Below are 21,190 nucleotides of genomic sequence, written 5' to 3' on the forward strand. Positions count from 1 at the left end.
CATGTTATGAAATCAGTCATTTGCTACAACTTGAACTAACTCAAGATAAATTCTTTATATCTAAGCCAGTTACCGAAATTACCCCTAGGTACTCATAAATTTGGCACGATACAAATAAATCCCCTCCTCTCCTAGCATCAACCCAATAAGCAACTACACTCATTTAACTGATAGATTAATTACTACTATTATGAAGGGAGTTGTTTTTGATGGATACAAAACAGATTTCTACAGTTATCATAATTTTAGTTCTTTCTGCATTAGTAGTTGCTTATTTAAAGTTAACAACGGTATCAAATGCTATCCACAAACCTACAACAATCGGTATATCTAAGACGCCTCTGTCAGCCCCTTTTATCATTGCAGAGCACATAGGTGCGTTTGAAGAAAACGATTTAAACGTCGAACTTATCATGTGCTTTGGAGGGGTCGAATGTTCAAACCTACTTCTAGAAAACCATGTTAATTACGCCACTTTTTCTGAAAGCGTACTGATGTTTAAAAGCTTTGAATACAAAGATTTAGCATTAATCACTTCTTTTGCATCTTCTACGAATGATATTAAGCTGCTAACTAAAAAGCGGTCTGGCATAGAAAGTATAGATAAATTACCAGGAAAAAAGGTTGGTGTAATAAAAAAGAGCGCTAGCGAATATTACTTAGACTTGTTGCTACAGGTAAATGACATTGATTTAGAAAAAGTAGAAAAAATATCATCAACAACGCAGGTTATTATAAATCATTTAATGCAAGGAAACGTCGATGCAATATCTACTTGGGAGCCATACGGATTTATGGCCAAGAATAGAATAAATGAAGAAGTAAAGAACATAGGAATTATTGGCGTGTATAAACTTTACTTTTTGCTTGTATCAAAAGAAATACACATTGAAAAATCAGATCAAGAAGTAATGAAAATAATAAAGTCACTTCATCACTCAATTAACTGGATGGATAAAAACCCTCATTTAACAATGAAAATACTATCACAAAAACTTAACACAACAGTTGAAGAAATATCTTGGAGTTGGGATGATTATAACTTTCGATTAAATTTAACGAATTCTTTATTATTTACATTACAATCAGAAGCTAATTGGGCATTAAAACAAAACTATGTAGAAGGACAGATTCCAAATTACAGAAAAATATTTAAAGAAAACTATATCAATTCATATTTTGATGGTCTAGATTAAAATGCATCGTTCGTTAAACCACTATTTAGCATCACTATTCAGTCTAAGCGTAATACTATGTATCAGCGTTATAGTATACATAAGCTTCATAAAAATAGAAGATTATAAAGCCAAGAAACAATTAAACCAAATAATGGACATACAAATATCATTAGAGTCATTAAGTAGTTATCTTTGGGCTTACACTCAAAATAGGGGAAAAAACAATTTCACACAATTCATGATTTCTCATAACAAATTAAACGAATTATTATCTCAAAATGAAGATGTTTTATACCTTACTAAAGACCTAAAAAAAATGAATCTCGAACTGTATTTTTTAGTTCAATACGAAAATAATCATTTACTAGACAAAGATCGCCATTATGATTCAGTCGTAAATTATAATAAATCAAATCCTGTCATACAATCCAGAATAAACATTGTATCCCAGGATATGAATAATGAAATAATATATATTTATAAAAAAATACTTAATAATAAGTCTACAAAACTACAAAATTTAAATTATTACACTCAAGCAGGTATTATTTTTATCTCTCTGGTTGTTATGCTATTATGCTTTTATATAAAAATAAAGTTCAAGAGAAGCTTTCAAAGGTTTATAAATGGAATAAAACAATTAAGCAGGTCAAATTTTGACTATAAAATCCCTTCAGAAAATCAATTCACGGAATTTGAAAATCTGTCTTGTTACTTCAATAAAATGGCGGCATTGTTAAACCACACAACAATATCAAAATCAAAACTTAAAGAAGAAGTAGAGAATCAAACTTCAGTTCTAAATCGTCAAAAAGAAAGTTTGGTATTTTTGTCTGAGCACGACTCCTTAACTAATATCTACAATCGTCGAGCAATAGAAAAACATTTGATCCAGCTTACGCGTAATTTCAGAGGCAGTGAGAATAGTTTTAGTTTGTTTTTTATAGATTTAAATTTATTTAAGGATATTAACGATAGCCATGGCCATGAGGCAGGTGATGCAGTGTTAAAATCTGTAGCTAGTAGATTATCAAGTATTATCGACGAATCAGACATGGTAGGCCGCTTTGGTGGAGATGAATTTATTATTATTCATCGTTCACACACAACAGGTACGTCTCTGTCTGCATGTGCACTACGCTATATCCAAGAAATAGAAAAAGTAATTCATTTTAAAGGTAAAGAGTTATGCGTCGGAGCTAGCATTGGTATTGCACTCTATCCTGAGCATGGGTCGAATGTACATGAATTATTAACAGCGGCAGACAAGTCTATGTATCAGTCAAAACGTTCTAAAGCTAGCTCGTTCACTATTGTCGACAACAGCAGTTCGCTGTTAAAGAGGCCTATGTTTTAATCTAAAGTAGCTGTGGAAACGTTCTACATGCGAATATTCAACGACATCGACCACTGTGGCCACTTACAGTAATAAAGCCGCTTTTATCACATAGCAAAAGCTAAACTCGTAAGCTAAACGCTCTCCAGGCATTGAAGAAAAATAATCCATTGTGAATGGTTAATCCTCCCCTTTTAAACGTCAACTTTCACCACCATATGATAGTTAAGATTCATTAACAGGCTATAACTATCCTATGTCTTTTCCTCGTTTATCTGTTCTGGATTTGGCACCCGTGTCCGACGGAACAAACTTCACCGAAACGTTCGAACGCTCCGTTGAATTAGCTCAATCAATCGAGTCCTGGGGCTATCATCGGTTTTGGATGGCTGAACACCATAACATGCCCGACATCGCCAGTGCCGCAACCAGTGTATTACTCAGTCATATTGGAGCGCACACGAACTCGATCCGTTTAGGATCAGGTGGAATCATGTTACCTAACCATGCACCACTAGTTATTGCAGAGCAATTCGGAACGTTAGAGGCATTATACCCTGGTCGTATTGACCTCGGATTAGGACGCGCACCAGGCACCGACTACCAAACAATGCATGCATTAAGGCGGGAACCAGAGCATATGGATCCTGACTTTGAAGAGCTGTTGGAGGAACTTAATTTCTTTCTTGGTCCCGTATCTCGAAATCAACCAGTCGCGGCTTATCCAGGTAACAACACATCTCTGCCGATTTGGCTTCTGGGGTCGAGTACATACAGCGCACGTTTAGCAGCTAAGAGAGGCTTACCTTTCGCATTTGCTGCACACTTTGCTCCAGATGCAATGTCTCGTGCTCTAAACTTTTATCGAGATGAGTTTGTCCCATCCGAGCATTTAGCTCAACCCTATGTGATGATTTGTGCCAACGTTATCGTAGCGGATACTCAGTCACATGCAGATTTTCTCGCAACAACAGAGAAGCAAAAATTCTTAAAAATGATTCGCGGCAATCGCGAAAAACTTCGCGCACCAGTGAAAAGTATGGCACCACTATGGTCAGCACAGGAAAAGCTTCACGTTGAAACTCAATTACGTGAATCTATCCATGGTGATCAAACATATGTAAGACAGAAAATTGAGAAACTTTTGGAACGCACTGGGGCAGATGAAATTATGGTAAACACGATGGTGTTTGAACAATCTGAGAAGTTGAGATCCTACAGGTTACTATCGGAACTCATGGACAAGTAAAAGAATGGAGGCGCCTCCCGGAGTCGAACCGAGGTCCACGGATTTGCAATCCGCTGCATAGCCACTCTGCCAAGGCGCCTTTCTGATTTTGTATCTCTGTCACCAAAGATTTTGATGGTGCCCCGGGCCGGACTTGAACCGGCACAGCGCGAACGCCGAGGGATTTTAAATCCCTTGTGTCTACCAATTCCACCACCAGGGCAACGCAATCATGCGATGGGTTAGACACCATCTATCTCGCGACCTTTGCCGTGAGAACGAGGCGTACTTTAACGGATTAATTTATCTGGTCAACAAAAAATTAGTCTTTTTTATTCAAATGGTTAAAAAGACGACTCTAACGAACAAAGGGCGATCATTTTGCTTATTTGATCATCAATACGCTTTGCTTTCGTGCCTTTTAACCTTCTCATTTTATATCAATGAAGAGCCAACAAATCGCGCAAGTTAACAGTATGGGTATAAACTTAACGTGTATTTCAGAGAACAAAATAGCGCTCATCATGTTTCGAAAACCATCATTTCACTTACCCTTACATGCCGACTCCGAACTCGACTTCGTAGTGCCCCACTTCTTCCTTACTGAATTTGATTATGCACGCTCTCTGGAGCAGGGAGTCATCGACGACTTGGATCCTGAATATACACACCAATATCGCGTCACACTGAGGCGCATACGCTCACTATGCTCACTACTTCGCGAACTGATCCCTCCTTTTGAACAGCGTATTTTGAAACCTCATTTAAGAATAATGATGAAGAAAACAAATAAGCTGCGTGATTTGGACGTATTTATCTTGGACAAAAACCAATACATTGAAATGCTCCCAAATCACAAATCGTCTCTTGAGCAACTTTTTTGCTTTATAGAATCTGAACGTGCTTACGAACAAGCAAAAGTTACGCGTTGGCTAGATACACAAGAATACACAACGCACTGCACTTTGATCAGGAATAGTATGTTGCGAAGTACGCAACACGAACCAGTGGATAGCAACGTACCTGCGTTACTTTTCGCAAGCCAAAAAATCTCCGTTCAATTTAAAAAAGTTGATAAAGCACGACGCAAAATCTCGGACAAAAGTCGTGACAGCGTGATTCATTCGATGCGGATAAAGTGCAAAGCGCTTCGTTATTTGTTAGAAGGATTTTCCACGCTCTATCCTTCCCAACAGCACAAAAACAACGTGAAACAACTAAAACTATTGCAAGACAAGCTCGGTGACTTTAACGACACTTCAAGTCAAATTGAATTTTTCGCACAACTCAAAGAAACAGCAAATCTCAATAAACAAGATCGTAAGGCTTTGAAAAAGCTAATTAACGTGCTTAGCGAACATCATGAACTCTCTCGCCAAACCATCTTGACGCATTTAAGCCAGTTTGAGTCTTTCATTCGCGATTCCAATACACAAAATCTCTACCGACCCTAAATCAAGGTTCACGTATTCTTAATATTCATTAATTACAGTCAATCGTTGGGCTCCATTAAGAAAGATAACGTGAAACCATTAAAACGATACCAATACGAGCGCTATGCGGTGCTTTGTAATCTCGCCTACCCTCGCGTCTTCAGACAAACTCAATATGGATTCGATCCTAATGCGCAACGAGTCATTAGAAATGAACACGGTAAGATTATGATTCGCGTGCTCTGGAGTAAAAAACAGAGTGAAGTGGTCGTAGTGATTAAAGGCTCACACAGTATCAGTGATTGGTTGTTGAACTTCGCGATGTGGACGAGAAGCTGTCGAAGGTTGGGACTAAACTATCGCATTCACGCGGGTTTCTATCATCTGTTGTTCCAAGAAAGTTTACCGAGCCGGAATGAAGATCGGTTAGGGTTGACCGTGATCGAACGCCTCGAAGGTATCGTTGTACCGCTCATTCTTAGGGGAAAAAGAATCACTATTACTGGCCACTCTTCAGGTGGCGCGATTGGCAGTGTTTTTGCTGACTATATTGAGAAAAAATACCCAAAAAGCATTAAACGCGTGGTCACTTTCGGACAGCCCGCTGTCGGGGATTGGACGTTTAAGAAACGCTACCGTTTGGGGCACAAAACATACAGGATTTGTTGCGACATCGACATCGTGACCTTTATGCCGCCCGTACCTTTTTTGTATTGGCATGTAGGCAAAATGCTATGGTTATATAACGGGAGAATATACGAGAACACCCCAACGCTCATACGGCTTGGGCGCTCCTTATTTAGTTGGTTAATGCGACCGTTCTCTTATCACTTTATGAGTAAATACATTCGCGACAAAGACTTTTTTGATGAACGCTGAGTTAAACATCCGAAAGGTATGAAGTATAGACACGAAAAAGCCGGACTTCGCCGGCTTTACGATTAAGTGGTGATCTACAGAGAGGCAATTTCTTTTTCAAGTTGATATTTGTTATCTGTGACAATTCGCTCTAACACTTCAACACGTCGCTTCAAGTCACCAATTTGCTTGTTAAGGTTATCTTGTTCTTCTCGGCTCATCGTATTACGTTCAGATATCTCCAACGCTCTTACTTCTTTACGATGGTTCAAGATTAACTTTATTATCCCGCCCCCAAATATGGCACCGAACACAATAGCCACAACCAATACATCAGCAATAGATTCCATTCTTTATCTTCCTCTAGATTATGCTCAAATATAAGTTACTCATTTGTTGAATGAATATCAAATAACACATTGATTCATTGAAAAGTTTTATCAAGAATTGCCTACTCTGTATCAAAATCACAGGAATGGATTATTCAACGCCAACCCAAACCGAGACAGATCCGCCGTTTACTGGGAACTCAGCCCAACCATTCGCATCAGTCCAAACTTCTTCAGTTCGGATACCCAACTTGTCTACGTAGCGAGCACTTGGTTTACCCGTATACATCCACTTCGAGCCGCCAGGTCCATCACTCATGATCACGGCCATTGAATGTCGATGCTTTGCATCACCTTCTCGAGTCCAACCAATTACGTCCCAGTGGTCGAGATAAGAATGTTGTTTGCCATACGCATAATCTTTACGCAGTGTTACTAGCTCTTTAATGTAAGGCACTTTGACCATATTGATGTCATGCCCTTTATCACTGTACTGCGCGCCGTAGTAATCTGCATAAAACACGGATGGATAACCTTCTTCACGCAATAAGATAAATGCGTAAGCGAGCGGCTTAAACCACCAATCAACCGTCGACTCCAAAGCCTGCAAAGGTTGAGTATCATGGTTTTCTACTAAGGTTACCGCTTTGACTGGATTGTCCTTCATCAGCGTACCATCCATGATTTGACGCATATCGTAGCTACCACCCGATTTAGACGCATTGTAGAAGTTCATATGTAACGGTGCGTCGAATAGAGACATGCTGCCAGAAGTTTTGGTGATAAAGTTATGCAGCTGATTCACATCGTAGTTCCAGTACTCTCCGACCGTGAAAAGTTCTTTCCCTGTTTTCCAACGTAGGTGATCAATCCATTCTTGCAGGTATTGATATTTGATGTGCTTCACCGCGTCCATTCTAAACCCATCAACACCCGTCATGTTGATATACCACTCACCCCAGTCTTTCAGCTCTTGCTTCACTTCAGGGTGATCCATGTCTAGATCAGCGTACATAAGGTAATCGTAGTTGCCTTTTTCCGAGCTAACTTCCCAATCCCATGCCTTACCCTCACCTTTGAATTTGAAGATAGCTTTTTCTTCGCCAGCATCGTCCCAATCCACGCCATCAAAGTGGTACCACGTCCAATGAAAGTTTGAGTACTTGTCGTTGCGCCCAGGGAAATCAAACTCTACCCACGCTTCAATCCATTTATCACCAAGTTCAATATTTCGGTTGTTCCAATCTACTCGCTTGGTATCAACCCAAGACTTTCCATCCGCACCACCGCGATGGTTGAACACCACATCGCCATAAATCTGGATATTGTTTTTATGGGCAGCATTGATGGCGCTTAGGTACTGATCTTTGGTGCCATACTTGGTGCGCACCGAACCTTTTTGATCAAACTCTCCCAAATCGTACATATCATAAACGCCATAACCGACGTCGTTGCTACCACCAGCACCTTTATAGGCGGGTGGTAACCATAACGCAGTAAAGCCGTTATCAGATAGTGCCGACGCGTTGTTTTCAACTTGTGTCCAGAGTGCACCGTCATTTGGCACATACCAATGGAAATACTGCATCATGGTGCCATTTTGTGCCGCCATTACAGGCGAACTGAGCAGCAAAGTTAAGGGTAAAAGTGTAGGTTTAAGGTTGAATGTTTTCATTATTTTTCTCTCACGTTAAGGACTAGAATCCTCCTTTCTGCATATACGCACCAAGCGATACTAACTATGACGCTAGCTAGGTTGCTGCCTGTAATACAAAAAGTTCGGATTACAATCGAAGAGAAACTATCACCAATCACACTATACAATTATTGAGTTGTCTAACATTTATAAAATCAATAATTAGCGCGTTAAAAATATTGAATGGTGATCAAAACATGGGAGACTTTAGGAAAGCGCGAAGGGTTACGAAAAGGCGGATTAAAAACGAAAAAAGCCAGTCATTTAAGACTGGCTTTCGAAATAGTGGAGGCGCCTCCCGGAGTCGAACCGAGGTCCACGGATTTGCAATCCGCTGCATAGCCACTCTGCCAAGGCGCCTTTCTGATTTTGTATCTCTGTCACCAAAGATTTTGATGGTGCCCCGGGCCGGACTTGAACCGGCACAGCGCGAACGCCGAGGGATTTTAAATCCCTTGTGTCTACCAATTCCACCACCAGGGCAACGCAATCATGCGATGGGTTAGACACCATCTGTCTCATCGACCTTTGCCGTGAGAACGAGGCGTACTTTAACGGATTAATTTATCTGGTCAACAATAAATTTTATCTTTTTTATTTAAGTGCTTAAAAAGCGATCTGACTAGTACATTTGGCATTCAATTAGACCAATAAGCACCCGTTCCCTTTCATTAGCCCTGAAGTCATACGCATACTAGTGTCCGTAACTGCTTCGAGGTAAACACGCGACTATCACGTTATGAACGCTGATCTTTTCACCGCTGTAACATCTGTAACAATTTAATTCCCTACTCTTGGCACGATTGCGTACAGAACATCATATTTTGTTACTGATAACTTTATATCGAATGTGGTCGTACCTTTATAAAATCATTGACTTTTTTTATTTTCAAACAAAGCTCAATTCATTATCGAAAATATCAATAAATAATGGTACGTTACACGAGTTGCAGTAATTTAATGGACATATATCACATATAAGGATGTGGTTTACTTTGGCGACACAACATAAGAAAAACAAGGTATATCACTAATGTCTATCAAGAATCTTTCTATAGCGAAAAAGATATCGCTATCGTTTTTACTCATTGCCATCGTCAACATTGCATTTGGCGTGTTTTTATCTACAGAGCTCAAAAGCATCAAATCTGAGCTTTTAAACTATACCGATGATACGCTTCCTGCAATGGAAAGGGTCGATTCGATTCGAGATCATTTGTCTCGCTGGCGCCGAGCTCAATTTGCTGCGTACACTTATGAAGACGCAGACCAAGTCAAAACTAAAATTTCTAACAATATTAGAGAACGCGAAAAGATCACTAGAGAGCTCAACGCTTACGGTGAAACTATCTGGCCTGGCGAAGAGCAGCAAACTTACCAGCGTCTTATGCGTCAATGGAAAAAGTACTTGGTTACTATGGACCAGTACAATGAAGCGATGCTAGCTAACGACAAAAGCAAGGCCCACCCTATTTTGGCGAACTCTTTGTCTGCTTTCGAAGCGGTTGACTCAGAGTTAGGCGAACTAATCCGTCTCCTTAAAGAAGCTATGGACAGCAACAAAACTCACATCCTGTCCTCTGTAAATGGATTGAGTAATTCTTCAATTGCAAGTAACGTGATTATTCTACTGATCATGGTAGGCATGACATACGTGCTGACTCGCCTAATTTGTGGCCCACTTAAACTTGTTGTTGAGCAAGCAAATGCCATCGCAACAGGTGATCTATCAAGTGACATTGACCGTAAAGCAATCGGCAATGATGAGCTTGGTGAACTGGCAGACGCGACCACTAAGATGCAAGATGACTTACGCCAAGTTATCGATAACGTGATTGCTGCAGTTACTCAGTTAAGCAGCGCTGTCGAAGAGATGAACCAAATCTCCGATATTTCTGCGTCTGGTATGAAAGATCAACAGCTGCAAATTACGCACATCGCAACAGCAATGACAGAAATGAAAGCGGCCGTAGCCGATGTTGCTCGTAACACTGAAGACTCAGCGAACCAAGCTAACGAAGCAAACCGCCGCACACAACACGGTGTTCGTGAAACCCAAGGTATGGTTGACGCGATTCAAGAAGTTTCAAACGTAATTGGCGCTGCAGGCGATACCGTAGCTGAGCTTGAACAGCAATCGAATAAAATTAACGTGATCGTGGATGTTATCCGCGACATCGCCGATCAAACCAACCTACTTGCACTTAATGCAGCCATTGAAGCGGCGCGTGCTGGTGAGTCTGGTCGTGGCTTTGCCGTCGTTGCAGACGAAGTTCGAACTCTTGCCGGCCGTACGCAAGATTCAACGAGTGAAATCACTTCGATCATTGAGCAGCTACAATCACTTGCAAAAGACGCAAAATCAGCTACTGAACTTTCTAGAACCAGCATCTCAGAATGTGCAGAACAAGGCATTCAATCAAAACAGCTGATGAGCGACATTGAGCATTCGATTTCGGACATCTCAGACATGGGTGCCCAAATCGCCACGGCTTGTAACCAGCAAGACTCTGTTGCGGAAGAGCTTAACCGCAGCATTGAAAACATACATTTGGCATCTCAAGAGGTCTCGCAAGGCTCGGAGCAAACCGCACAGGCGTGCCGCGAACTAAGCCAGCTATCCATTTCTCTTAAAGATGTAATGAGCCGCTTTAAACTGAGTTAAACTCAGTGGGTACCTTAGTAGATATCAAATCAATCCCGATTTGCTTAAATTGAATGTCATCACTGAGGTATATTTAGGTATATATTAAATCACTATCTTCATAAACGCTCCAAAGCACCACTTGGAGCGTTTTACTTCGTCAGGTACTTTCCCCAAGTACTCAATAACATAACCAATACAAAAAACGCGTACGGAGACTTTATGCGCTTAAATAAAACCTTACTATCACTGACTATCGCTGCTGCAATCGCGGCTCCTGTAATGCAAGCTACTGCTGCTCCTCTTCAAATTAGCAATACAGCAGCAAAAGCAGAGCAAGTTCAAGGTGCTAACGCTTGGCTAGAAATAAACTTAGGTCAGTTCCGCGATAATATTGAGCAGTTTAAATCGCACATGGATGGCAAAACGAAAATCTGCGCCGTGATGAAAGCCGACGCATACGGTAATGGTATCGCAGGCCTGATGCCGACTATTATCGAACAACAAATTCCTTGCGTTGCCGTTGCAAGTAACGCCGAAGCACAAACTGTTCGCGACAGTGGCTTTAAAGGCCAACTTATGCGTGTACGCTCAGCGGATATTGGCGAGATTGAAGCCGCAATCGACCTAAATGTCGAAGAGTTGATAGGCACAGCAGAGCAAGCTAAAGCACTGTCTAAACTAGCCGAGAAAGCTGGTAAAGAAATCAAAGCTCACCTTGCTCTGAACGACGGTGGTATGGGACGTAATGGTGTTGATATGACGACAGAAGCGGGCAAGAAAGAAGCGCTAAAAATCGCTCAACAAGCTGGCGTAAATATTGTTGGTATCATGACTCATTTCCCTAACTACAATGCAGACGACGTGCGCCAAAAGTTAGCTTCATTCAAAGACAGTTCTGCATGGCTGATTAAAGAAGCGAATCTAAAACGCGACAACATTTTACTGCACGTAGCAAACTCTTACACCGCGCTTAATGTTCCTGAGGCGCAGCTTGATATGGTTCGTCCTGGTGGCGTTTTATACGGAGACTTACCAACTAACCCTGAGTACCCTTCTATCGTGTCTTTCAAAACACGCGTGGCATCCGTTCACCACCTGCCAAAAAATAGCACAGTCGGTTACGACAGCAGCTACACAACAAGCAAAGAAAGCTTAATGGCGAACATTCCTGTTGGTTACTCTGATGGTTATCCACGAAAAATGGGGAATACGGCAGAAGTTCTGATCAATGGCCAACGTGCAAAAGTTGCGGGCGTTGCTTCAATGAACACTACTATGGTAGATGTTACAGGTATCAAAGATGTTGAGCCTGGTTCTGAAGTTGTTTTGTTTGGCTCCCAACAAGGCAAAACGATTTCAGCTACTGAGATGGAAAAACACGCAGAAGTCATCTTCCCTGAACTATACACGGTTTGGGGAAGCGCGAACCCTCGTGTCTACGTAAAATAAACCTATTCAGTTATTCGTAACAGAGCGAAAAAGCGAGCCTCGTGCTCGCTTTCTTTCTTATTTACTAATCTGTACTAGCTCGTGATGTTATCAATTAAACAGAGCTTACTATTTCTGTTGTTTTATTCTCCTTTAGCACTACCAAGCGCGACTCTCTACACTCTGTTTCTTAAAGCCGCTTGGATGGCTCAATTTTATATAGCACTTAGAGTTTGAAAGCCCCTCCAATTGATGTTAAACATGAAGTTTACAAAAGAATAACAAACACACTCGTATGGCACTGCCCCTTTGCCTGCTAGCTAGGTATCTCTATGACAGAAAATACTCAACATCTTCAACGCTCCTCCACTGAGTTGCACGAATTTAATCGGCTTGACGTCTGGAACGGCTTCACCCAACTTTTACCCCTCTCTATGTTCGTGGTCATATTTGGCCTCGCTTTCGGTGTTGCTGCGGTACAGACTGGACTAGATGTATTTCCCACTATGTTGATGAGCACACTGGTCTTCGCCGGTGCTTCACAATTTGCCACGTTAGAAATGTGGGGAGCAGAAGTCCCTCTCATTCCAGTTCTTATTACTGTATTTGCTATTAATGCTCGTCACCTCTTGATGGGAGCTACACTTTATCCATGGTTACGACAACTCCCACCAACAAAACGTTACGGTGTAATGCTGGTAGCATCAGACGCTAACTGGGCAATGGCACTCAATGCATTTGGTAGAAAAGAACCAGGCTTTGGCTTGCTTGTTGGTGGCGGCTTAGCGATGTGGTCTTTTTGGATTGTGGGCACCTGGATCGGCATTTATTTTGGTAGCGCAATCAAAGATCCGGTGGGCCTAGGGCTCGATATGGTTATGGGATGCTTCCTGCTGTCTATGGTGGTGGCCGGGCCGAAAGACTTAAGAATCTTTGCTATTTGGGCCATAGCAGCAGCCTCTTCTATGTTGGCGTATTGGTATTTGCCAGAGAATAGCCACGTAGTGGTTGGCGCCATTACTGGCGGAGTCTTGGGTGCTTGTTGGAAGGAGAAGAAAGCATGAACATCGAAACAACCTTAGGTGGCACACTGCTTATCATTATCGCTATGGCGTTAGTCACGCTCATAACCCGCTGGGGCGGAGTGTATGTTATGTCATTCATTCCAATTAGCGAACGGGTTCAACGTTTCATTACTGCGATGTCAGGCTCCGTATTGGTTGCCCTTTTAGCTCCGCTAGCAGTAGAGGGTGATAACGGTGCTAGAGCAGCACTGTTTTCTACTGCCGTTGTCATGTTCATCGTGAAAAAGCCTCTACCCGCAATCGCAGCAGGCATCATCGCCGCCGCTGCAGTACGTGCTCTTTAGTCGTTGTTTCAACGCCGATACCAGTCATCAATAAAAGACCCAAAACACAAAGCCCTGATGTCACAAGTGTCATCAGGGCTTATCTTATGCTCATCATTTTAACGATGAACAACGATTATTAATCATGGTGAGACAGCACATTACGCACAGCAGTTACAATTGCGCTTATATTTGTCCATTTTACCAATACCAGGGTTAAAGGTATTGGTTGGGTCTAATTCGTGGTAAAACTTCTGCAACGAGTTTTCGGCTTCATACAAGTGACCCACGTTATGTTCTGCTGGGTATTTGGCACCACGGCTATTGAGGTGCTCTAGCATCAGCTTTTTCATCAACTTCGTGTCAGTCCCTTTTTTGAAAATGTAATCTTGATGGAAGACGTAACACATAAAGTGACCATAATAGAGCGCTTGAACAAGGTTCTTACTCACCTCTTCAGGCAAAGTTTCTAGCCACTCTTCATCATTACGTCGCAATGCAATATCAAGTGCAACGATGTCTTCTACGTCTTTTCGGTGAATCGTCTCGTAACGAATTGCTGCACCTGCTGCTGCAAAGCGATGTAAATAAGCTTTTTTACCTTCTTCCGGCGTACACTCGAAAAAATCACAGTCGTCTTCAACAGCCCAAACTTCTTTGAGGTATTTTTGTGCTTCAGCAATACCACCATCACTCATTTTCAATACCAGGTGATGCTCATACTTGTCACGGAAATCCAGCATTCGCTCTGGTAAATGTTGTGGGAACAACTTGCTCGCGTAGTACAAAATGGTGTCTGGCAGATATTTACTGACAAACGGGATGCGCTCTAAGAAATTTTCTACCTTAGCTTTAAGTGCGAACATTTTTGGCAGTTTATCTGTGCCTAACAAATCGATGGATAAGAACACATCCTTGCCGTACTTCTCTGCCATGTTGAAGATATCTCGATGCAAGTATTCTCCCATCTCAGGCAAGTTATCAAACGTAGATAAGAAGTCTTTTCGCAACTTCGTTAGTTTCGCAGGGTCATTGGTGCCAAGGTAAAAAACCTGCTCTTTTTCGGGCACTGGGTAGCTGTCAACCCGAACGGCAAAAACCCCCAACTTACCGGCGCAGCCACTGGCTTCAAATAATCGGCGTTCATCGGCATTAAAGCGAGAAGGAATGTCAGAAGTCACGTCTCGAACACGTTCATCGTATTCTTTGTCTGACGCCATTCGCTCATCATGAATGATCTTCGCTGGGTCAAAGTTCCCTTCTTGCAGGTTTGTTAGAATTTCTTCTGGCGTTTCACCTAATCCTTCAATACCAAGGTGGTTTACCAAATGTAACTGGCCTTGCTTATCCACCTGCGCATAGATCGCCAGTTCCGTATAAGCAGGACCACGCTTAACTAGCGCACCGCCTGAGTTATTGGCGATACCACCGACCACAGTGGCACCTAGCGATGAAGAGCCGATGATAGAATGCGGTGCTCGGTTCACTGCCTTCAACTCTTTCTCCAAAGAGTGTAAGCTCGCACCAGGCAAGCAAATCGCCTGCTTACCGCCATCTAATAAGTGAATCTTCTTGATTTTGGTAATATTGATCACAACCACATCGCGATCATAATCATTACCACTCGGAGCCGAGCCCTCTGTTAAACCTGTTTTAGCCGCCTGCATGATAATGATGCAGTTTGCTTCAACACACTGTTTAATAATCTTCCATTGTTCTAGAAGAGTGTTAGGAAACACGATAGCAAGCGCATTACCACTACCCGAACGAAACCCCGAGCGGTAATATTTCGTTTTAACCTCGTCGGTTAGAACATTTTCTTCCCCAACGATGGCTTTAAATTCTTCAATCAGCTGCTTTTGTTTCATATCCGTATCTCTAGTTATTGTACTTCGCTCACAACACCGCTTAGCGGCAGGCATGGCGTTTGAGCCACTATAAGCAGTCCATTTCTCTGCGTCTATGTCAGACGGGCGAGCAATACGTAATCAATAAACAACAAACAAAATAATTCTTTATTTTTCTGTCACTTATCTTTCACATTTGAGAAATTTAACGTAAGAAACAGACCGTTTCTTAAAAGAAACAATAGCAAAACCATTTGTTAACAGTTGTGCGGGGTATCTTGTTATCAATATTAGTGAAGAAAACGAGGAGAAGCGTAAGCCCCTAAATTTAAGAGGATTCTTAGAAATGAAGATGGAAACATAAGCTCAACACCAATATAACGATCGGTGTTGAGTTATTGGCTTAAAATCGATGGTTTTGACTTTGAAAGCTTGAGTATAGATGATCGATAAAAATCTTAATTTTTTCTGGTTGCTGACGAGTGTAGGGATACACCGCATAAATACCCAAACATTTGGCTGTTTCGTCTTTAAATAACTGAATCAGACTGCCTTGTTTTAAGTCTTCATAAACCAATACACGCGGTACATAGATGATTCCCAGCCCTAACAGCGCTACATTTCTCAATACAGAAGAATTGTTGGTACAGAGGTTACCGTCGACGGTGATTTGATATACCTCGTCTCCATCTTTAAACGCCCACTCATGCGCTCCGGTTTCTTGGTAGGAATAGACTAAACAATTGTGTTTAGCCAAGGCTTGAGGTTGTTTAGGTATGCCATGTTTAGCTAGGTATTGGGGTGACGCGCAAATGATCCAATTCGCATCCACCAGCTTTCTTGCAATCAGACTAGAATCTGGCAACACACCCGTTCTAATTGCCAAATCAAAACGTTCATTCATGATATCGACGAAACGATTATCTAGATCCATATCGATATTGATGTCTGGGTATTTCTGATTAAATTCATTAATCACTTGAGGAAGAATTAATTCACCAGAGATAGTAGGCACCGAAATTTTAATGTGTCCAGATAAGTTTTTACCTAAACCCACAATGGATTCTTCCGCCGTTGCCACTGCTTGATAAACCGCTTTTGCATGAGTAAAAAACGCTCGTCCTGCTTCAGTCAACGTTAGCGTTCGCGTTGTTCGGTAGAGAAGCTGTACACCAAGCTCTTGTTCAAGCTTGGCAATCCGTTTACTGACGACCGATTTAGTCAGTGACATATGTCTAGCGGCAGCACTGAATGAACCTTGCTCGATCAAGTGATAGAAAATGATGTAATCGTCGGTATTTCTCATGCGTCTTCGTCAAATCCTTTGGAAGCCCGTATTGTAAACTGAAATTGGCTGAGGTGCGAAGCATCGGGTCACACTTAATATCAGAAACTCGTGACAGAGATGGGGTTGCTAAGCTCACAGGTAATGAAAAAGAGATGGTGTGAATTTATCAGTCTTCAGATACAAAAAAACCAGCTTTCGCTGGTTTTAAGTTGATGCACTTGGCATCGAGATACCGCCATGGCCATATCTGAATAATTTGGAGCGACACACGAGGTTCGAACTCGTGACCTCAACCTTGGCAAGGTTGCGCTCTACCAACTGAGCTAGTGTCGCATTTATTCTCGAAAGCCATTCGCTCTCAAAAGAATAATGGAGGCGCCTCCCGGAGTCGAACCGAGGTCCACGGATTTGCAATCCGCTGCATAGCCACTCTGCCAAGGCGCCTTTTTATTACGCTTCAGGGCTCTACCCCGTTGCGTTGGTGGCTACTTTACGGATTGAGAGAAGATAGTCAAACAAAAACATTTCATTTTCTGTTCGTTTGATTTCTTTTAAGTCAATTCGACCAAAGTTCGATCTTATTGGCTTAAAACGAAGCAATATAAATCTCGCTTTCAGTTCGTTTTGTCCCATGAAACATTAAGGCGTTTAATAGTTGCTGACCCTTTTTAGCAATCTTCCCACAACATTAGGGTGATAAGACCAAGTGTGATCAAACATCGACATTAATGCAGGATTTCCGTATTTCGATAAGCTAATCGCGTGAAAACGGTTTTTCTTCGCTTTGAGCGCATCCACTTTGGCCAGTAACTCGTCTTGTTGTTTTGGCGCGATAAAGTCGGAAATGACTACCATGTCTGCGTTTTTATATTTATCACCGCTCATCAAGTCGATAGATTTAATCAAAGTTGGCTCTAAGTCTGTACCACCATGGAAGCTATAAGTTAGAAAGTCCGCCGCCTCGCGCAGACCATCTTGTTTGGTTAGTTCGTAGGTAATGTGTTCCGTAGAAAAAATAATGACATAGCAATCACGTTGCTCCGCTAGTGCGATTTGCATCAGAGCATAAGCCATGGCTTTGGCGCATTGCTCAGGAAAGCCACTCATGGAACCGGACGCGTCCACACAAACAATGAAGGGGCCTTTTTCGATATCTACCGCTTTATGGTCAGGTCGGTGAGCTTTAACTTTACGTAACGTGCGCGATTTGCCTTGTGTACGATAGTTCATGAGCCGTTTATCGACTAAGTGTTTATAGAACACAACTTCAAGTTCAGGATACGCCAAAAACATCGTTTCGTTGGGAAGTAGCTTATTTAGATCATCGCTTTCGTGAATACCAACAATATCATCCGTCGCCTCATCACTTTTCTCTTCGACCAATTGAAGTTCTTCAGTGGGCGCACGATTTAGTTCAGGATCATTTACTTGCCCCGCCATACGACCGAGTTGCTCCGCAATTTCTTGCAAGCCTTGGTGCTTCTTCAGAAACTCAGCATGGCGTTTCATCACCGTTAAGTCTGTTTTACTCAACTTGGCAGATGCCATATCCCACAGGCGCCCTACACTTTCAGCATCACCCGACTCCGTGACTTTATCCATATTACGCATGGTTTCCATACGTTGATACAGGTCTTTCAGCACCTTTTCTTTATTGGCTTCAAGCTCGCTTACTTGCGCTTGTTTTATTGCATCGGTGAGGCTTTGGTACCATTGATCACAAAAGTAATGTGGGAACATAGGGTTATTCATCCCTTTGTTCTTTTCCATCATTCGGCGAGCTTGCATGTAAAACGCAGAGTGCCATTCCAGCTTTTTAATCACATCTTCGATGTTTTCAAAAAACGCCTCTTCATCCCAGTGAATGACCTCTTGATATAAAGACAGCTCTTGTTGGAAACGCTCTGTCTCACATACCTTGGTGATCCGTTTTTTAACGCTGCCTCGCCACTTTAACAAGTGACCTTTGACCGAAGATTTAACGCCTCGGTTTTCTGCCATCATCATGACTTGTGAACGCGCCATCAAATCATTAACTGCGCTATCGATGATGCCAGAGTCGGCCACCATCAGCGCGAGGTTAAGTCCGTCTGCACCTAGCATGTCGTCTCCTTATGAGAAAAACTGATGTAAGTTTTTAAAGCGTTGGATAACTTTTTCACTTTCTGCTTGGATTGATTCAAGTCTCTGACTAACCTGTTGTAGACTCGACTCCATTAGGCGGGGTAGTTCAGGATCAACAAAGCTATGCGGAAGCGCATCATGAAAGTTCGCTTTCACCTTGCGCATATGGTGTTCTGCCTCACTAAGCTGATTTACGGCTTTTTCGCTCTGCGTTAACCACTTTTGGTAAAGCTCTACATCCAAGCCCTCTTGAGTCACTAGGCTAACCAAAATGCCTCGATTCGCGATATCACGGATAGCTAGGTTATTCGCCGCGTCAATGTCAAATCGTAAACGGCACATGTTGGTGTTTTGATTGACGTAACCATACACATCACCGCTTCCCTCTTTAATGACTCGATCTAACTCATCTTTGGGTACATAAACCCAGCGGCTATCACCTTTTTCTGATTCTGAAACCGACATGTTGCTTTGCAAGACAACCAATTTAACTAAGTTAACGGCTGCGCCAACTTTGTACATCTTGGCTTTAGAGGTATCAAAGCGCATGGTTTCTTTACGCAAAATACCCGTTGCCGCTTCAGACGTTAACGTCATGCGGTAGGCATCTTCAAGTTCATGTTGAACATCAACCAAAGACTCTCGGCAGTACTCAATTTCCTGCTCCGCGTCTTGTTGATCAAATGCATGTTTTAAGGCGAACTCTTGAACCACTTCACGTACCACATCTCGCGATTCAGGACTGTTCCATAAACAATCTTGCAGCAGTAGAAGGTCAAGCGGATTGATTTCATCGCGACCATTAAAAAACGCGCTCGCTTTTAACAACTTCACGGCTTTCTTCCAGCGGCGGTCAGAGACATACATGTCGGTCTTGGCCACATCATCAAACTGAGCTTCAACTTTGGCTTCTAACATCGTTTTAAGCTGGAAAAGCTTTTCGAATGCATTGTCGGTTAACGTCAATTTGTCGAGCTGTTGTTGCCATTGATGATATTCTTCATCAGTTATAGCTAGGCCTTCTGGTACTTGTGCCTCTTGCGATGTGCCCACAGTCAACATCGACTTAAAGTTTTGTTTATTCTGAATTCGATTCACAAACACACGCACCAACATACGGTCGTAGAGCGCATCCAATCCACTATCTTCATCGGGTAATTCATTGGAAGCCGATACCAACAAGCGCATTGGCACACGCTCGATATCGCTGCCATTTTTGAATGTTTTCTCATTAACCACTGTCAGCAATGTATTAAGAATTGCAGGGCCCGCCTTCCAGATTTCATCCAAAAATACGACTTGTGCAGTTGGCAAATACCCTTTAGTTAAGCGAACATAACGGCCGTTGTCTTTTAGCTCTTGGATACTCAGTGGCCCAAACACCTCTTCAGGGGTTGAGAAGCGCGTCATCAGGTATTCGAAGTAACTGCTGTTATCGAACGCTTGGATGAGTCGTTTGGCAATTAAGCTTTTTGCAATACCAGGGGGACCTAAAAGAAAAACACTTTCACCAGCAAGTGCAGCAAGAAGGCAGAGCTTGATCGTATGTTCACGCTCATAAACGCCATCCGTTAACGCTTTCGCCAATTTATTGATGCGTTCTGAGAGAAGCGCTTTTTCGGCATTTGAGGCAAATAAGGTTTGTGTCATACGTTCTCCGGCTGCTGAAGTAGTATTGCGTTAACATTTTTATACACTTGTTATGACTTTGTTACAAATGTATTTTGTCGAATTCCCCTTATAGCAGATGCTTTTCCCCTTCTTGACGAAGCAATCAAAGTTTCCATTTATGAGACATTGCTCACTTAAAGTGCAAACGCTTTCGTCGTGTTGCAGTATTTTTTGCTTTTGTTTCCCACCATTTGTGGTTAATGTCGAAAAACGTCAAAAATGCGGTAACAGCTAGGGTTCATAACTGCATGAGCAAGATAATTCATAAATGGAAGCAAATTTCTCTGATTGAAGAAGACGTTATGCTTCCTACAGGACAGGCAATTACGCACACCACAATCCATCATCCGGGTGCTGCGGTGATTCTCCCTATTACAGCGGAGGGTGAGATTGTCCTTGTCCACCAATTTCGGCCTTCACTTAATAAATGGCTATTGGAACTTCCTGCTGGTACCAGGGAAGGCAACGAAGAGCCACTCTGCTGCGCCAAAAGAGAGTTAGAGGAAGAAACTGGGTTTAGTGCAGAGAAATTCACGTCTCTCGGCCAAGTCACCCCTCTTGCCGGATTTTGTGATGAGATACAGTATCTATTTGTTGCCGAAAAGCTCAACAAAACAAACCGTTACGAGTGCGATGAAGACGAAGTGATTGAGGTCGTCACCTTGTCAATCAAGCAACTCGAAGAAAAGATTGTCGATGGCACGATCACCGATGCCAAAACGATCGCTTGCTTAAGCAAAGCGCGCCTTTGCGGATATATTTAGGACTTTGACCAAGGA

General features: G+C 42.3%; 16 protein-coding genes and 6 tRNA genes. 10 read left to right on the forward strand and 12 right to left on the reverse strand.

The features are described 5' to 3' along the window. Positions 1–209: 209 nt before the first annotated feature. The 3 genes from N646_RS21540 (at position 210) to N646_RS21550 (ending at position 3,763) form a co-directional block, all read left to right on the forward strand. Positions 210–1,196: an ABC transporter substrate-binding protein gene (locus N646_RS21540; protein WP_005376042.1), complete on the forward strand. Its 987-nt coding sequence runs from the start codon at positions 210–212 to the stop codon at positions 1,194–1,196. A gap of 133 nt (positions 1,197–1,329) precedes the next feature. Next, positions 1,330–2,535 (forward strand): GGDEF domain-containing protein, encoded by a 1,206-nt coding sequence (locus tag N646_RS21545; RefSeq protein ID WP_226977227.1) that lies wholly within the window; start codon positions 1,330–1,332, stop codon positions 2,533–2,535. A 235-nt stretch (positions 2,536–2,770) separates the two neighbouring features. Next, the gene (locus N646_RS21550; RefSeq protein ID WP_005376038.1) at positions 2,771–3,763 is read left to right on the forward strand and encodes an LLM class flavin-dependent oxidoreductase; all 993 of its coding nucleotides are present in this window, start codon (positions 2,771–2,773) and stop codon (positions 3,761–3,763) included. A 5-nt stretch (positions 3,764–3,768) separates the two neighbouring features. On the opposite strand, the gene N646_RS21555 is transcribed toward N646_RS21550, so the two are convergent. Both N646_RS21555 and N646_RS21560 read right to left on the reverse strand, forming a co-directional pair. Continuing rightward, positions 3,769–3,842 (reverse strand) — tRNA-Cys (locus N646_RS21555). Positions 3,843–3,878: 36 nt separating this feature from the next. Further along, positions 3,879–3,965 (reverse strand) — tRNA-Leu (locus N646_RS21560). Between the two features lie 301 nt (positions 3,966–4,266). On the opposite strand from N646_RS21560, the gene N646_RS21565 reads away from it, so the two are divergent. Both N646_RS21565 and N646_RS21570 read left to right on the forward strand, forming a co-directional pair. Continuing rightward, positions 4,267–5,196, forward strand: a complete 930-nt coding sequence (locus N646_RS21565; RefSeq protein WP_021707732.1) for a CHAD domain-containing protein — start codon at positions 4,267–4,269, stop codon at positions 5,194–5,196. Between the two features lie 69 nt (positions 5,197–5,265). Continuing rightward, positions 5,266–6,054, forward strand: a complete 789-nt coding sequence (locus N646_RS21570) for a lipase family protein (protein WP_017820193.1) — start codon at positions 5,266–5,268, stop codon at positions 6,052–6,054. A 74-nt stretch (positions 6,055–6,128) separates the two neighbouring features. Here the strand turns inward: N646_RS21570 and N646_RS21575 are convergent, their stop codons facing one another. The 4 genes from N646_RS21575 to N646_RS21590 all read right to left on the reverse strand — a co-directional run bounded on the left by N646_RS21575 (position 6,129) and on the right by N646_RS21590 (position 8,541). Further along, positions 6,129–6,383, reverse strand: a complete 255-nt coding sequence (locus tag N646_RS21575) for a hypothetical protein (RefSeq protein ID WP_005375990.1) — start codon at positions 6,381–6,383, stop codon at positions 6,129–6,131. Positions 6,384–6,513: 130 nt separating this feature from the next. Further along, positions 6,514–8,037: an alpha-amylase gene (gene amyS, locus N646_RS21580; protein WP_017820194.1), complete on the reverse strand. Its 1,524-nt coding sequence runs from the start codon at positions 8,035–8,037 to the stop codon at positions 6,514–6,516. 307 nt (positions 8,038–8,344) lie between these two features. After that, positions 8,345–8,418 (reverse strand) — tRNA-Cys (locus N646_RS21585). Between the two features lie 36 nt (positions 8,419–8,454). Continuing rightward, positions 8,455–8,541 (reverse strand) — tRNA-Leu (locus N646_RS21590). A 550-nt stretch (positions 8,542–9,091) separates the two neighbouring features. Between N646_RS21590 and N646_RS21595 the strand changes: the two genes are divergently transcribed. The 4 genes from N646_RS21595 to N646_RS21610 all read left to right on the forward strand — a co-directional run bounded on the left by N646_RS21595 (position 9,092) and on the right by N646_RS21610 (position 13,502). Then, positions 9,092–10,723, forward strand: a complete 1,632-nt coding sequence (locus N646_RS21595) for a methyl-accepting chemotaxis protein (protein WP_017820195.1) — start codon at positions 9,092–9,094, stop codon at positions 10,721–10,723. A 201-nt stretch (positions 10,724–10,924) separates the two neighbouring features. After that, positions 10,925–12,154: an alanine racemase gene (alr, locus tag N646_RS21600; protein WP_017820196.1), complete on the forward strand. Its 1,230-nt coding sequence runs from the start codon at positions 10,925–10,927 to the stop codon at positions 12,152–12,154. Between the two features lie 311 nt (positions 12,155–12,465). Next, positions 12,466–13,197: an AzlC family ABC transporter permease gene (locus N646_RS21605; protein WP_017820197.1), complete on the forward strand. Its 732-nt coding sequence runs from the start codon at positions 12,466–12,468 to the stop codon at positions 13,195–13,197. Beyond that, complete coding sequence (locus tag N646_RS21610) at positions 13,194–13,502, forward strand: AzlD family protein (RefSeq protein WP_017820198.1); 309 nt, start codon at positions 13,194–13,196, stop codon at positions 13,500–13,502. Before N646_RS21605 ends, N646_RS21610 begins: the two co-directional genes overlap by 4 nt. Before the next feature lie 140 nt (positions 13,503–13,642). On the opposite strand, the gene dld is transcribed toward N646_RS21610, so the two are convergent. The 6 genes from dld to N646_RS21640 all read right to left on the reverse strand — a co-directional run bounded on the left by dld (position 13,643) and on the right by N646_RS21640 (position 20,390). Further along, a complete protein-coding gene (dld, locus tag N646_RS21615) occupies positions 13,643–15,349 on the reverse strand; it encodes a D-lactate dehydrogenase (RefSeq protein ID WP_017820199.1) in 1,707 nt (568 codons plus the stop codon). Between the two features lie 382 nt (positions 15,350–15,731). Beyond that, a complete protein-coding gene (locus N646_RS21620; protein ID WP_017820200.1) occupies positions 15,732–16,634 on the reverse strand; it encodes a LysR family transcriptional regulator in 903 nt (300 codons plus the stop codon). Positions 16,635–16,873: 239 nt separating this feature from the next. Then, positions 16,874–16,949: transfer RNA gene (locus N646_RS21625), tRNA-Gly, on the reverse strand. Positions 16,950–16,986: 37 nt separating this feature from the next. After that, a tRNA-Cys gene (locus N646_RS21630) sits at positions 16,987–17,060 on the reverse strand. A 204-nt stretch (positions 17,061–17,264) separates the two neighbouring features. Beyond that, positions 17,265–18,719 (reverse strand): ATPase RavA stimulator ViaA, encoded by a 1,455-nt coding sequence (gene viaA, locus N646_RS21635; RefSeq protein ID WP_017820201.1) that lies wholly within the window; start codon positions 18,717–18,719, stop codon positions 17,265–17,267. Between the two features lie 9 nt (positions 18,720–18,728). After that, the gene (locus N646_RS21640; RefSeq protein ID WP_017820202.1) at positions 18,729–20,390 is read right to left on the reverse strand and encodes an ATPase RavA domain-containing protein; all 1,662 of its coding nucleotides are present in this window, start codon (positions 20,388–20,390) and stop codon (positions 18,729–18,731) included. 269 nt (positions 20,391–20,659) lie between these two features. Here N646_RS21640 and N646_RS21645 point away from each other — a divergent pair, with 269 nt between their 5' ends. Then, positions 20,660–21,175: an NUDIX hydrolase gene (locus tag N646_RS21645; RefSeq protein WP_017820203.1), complete on the forward strand. Its 516-nt coding sequence runs from the start codon at positions 20,660–20,662 to the stop codon at positions 21,173–21,175. Positions 21,176–21,190 lie beyond the last annotated feature (15 nt).

It is taken from the genome of Vibrio alginolyticus NBRC 15630 = ATCC 17749 (assembly GCF_000354175.2).
Classification (GTDB): Bacteria; Pseudomonadota; Gammaproteobacteria; order Enterobacterales; family Vibrionaceae; genus Vibrio; species Vibrio alginolyticus.

Excerpts from the sequence above, each read along its gene's own strand:
- N646_RS21540 (WP_005376042.1), top strand. The coding sequence starts at position 210 with ATGGATACAAAACAGATTTCTACAGTTATCATAATTTTAGTTCTTTCT.
- N646_RS21545 (WP_226977227.1), top strand. The coding sequence starts at position 1,330 with ATGGACATACAAATATCATTAGAGTCATTAAGTAGTTATCTTTGGGCT.
- N646_RS21550 (WP_005376038.1), top strand. The coding sequence starts at position 2,771 with ATGTCTTTTCCTCGTTTATCTGTTCTGGATTTGGCACCCGTGTCCGAC.
- N646_RS21565 (WP_021707732.1), top strand. The coding sequence starts at position 4,267 with ATGTTTCGAAAACCATCATTTCACTTACCCTTACATGCCGACTCCGAA.
- N646_RS21575 (WP_005375990.1), bottom strand. The coding sequence starts at position 6,383 with ATGGAATCTATTGCTGATGTATTGGTTGTGGCTATTGTGTTCGGTGCC.
- amyS (WP_017820194.1), bottom strand. The coding sequence starts at position 8,037 with ATGAAAACATTCAACCTTAAACCTACACTTTTACCCTTAACTTTGCTG.
- N646_RS21595 (WP_017820195.1), top strand. The coding sequence starts at position 9,092 with ATGTCTATCAAGAATCTTTCTATAGCGAAAAAGATATCGCTATCGTTT.
- alr (WP_017820196.1), top strand. The coding sequence starts at position 10,925 with ATGCGCTTAAATAAAACCTTACTATCACTGACTATCGCTGCTGCAATC.
- N646_RS21605 (WP_017820197.1), top strand. The coding sequence starts at position 12,466 with ATGACAGAAAATACTCAACATCTTCAACGCTCCTCCACTGAGTTGCAC.
- N646_RS21610 (WP_017820198.1), top strand. The coding sequence starts at position 13,194 with ATGAACATCGAAACAACCTTAGGTGGCACACTGCTTATCATTATCGCT.
- dld (WP_017820199.1), bottom strand. The coding sequence starts at position 15,349 with ATGAAACAAAAGCAGCTGATTGAAGAATTTAAAGCCATCGTTGGGGAA.
- N646_RS21620 (WP_017820200.1), bottom strand. The coding sequence starts at position 16,634 with ATGAGAAATACCGACGATTACATCATTTTCTATCACTTGATCGAGCAA.
- viaA (WP_017820201.1), bottom strand. The coding sequence starts at position 18,719 with ATGCTAGGTGCAGACGGACTTAACCTCGCGCTGATGGTGGCCGACTCT.
- N646_RS21640 (WP_017820202.1), bottom strand. The coding sequence starts at position 20,390 with ATGACACAAACCTTATTTGCCTCAAATGCCGAAAAAGCGCTTCTCTCA.
- N646_RS21645 (WP_017820203.1), top strand. The coding sequence starts at position 20,660 with ATGAGCAAGATAATTCATAAATGGAAGCAAATTTCTCTGATTGAAGAA.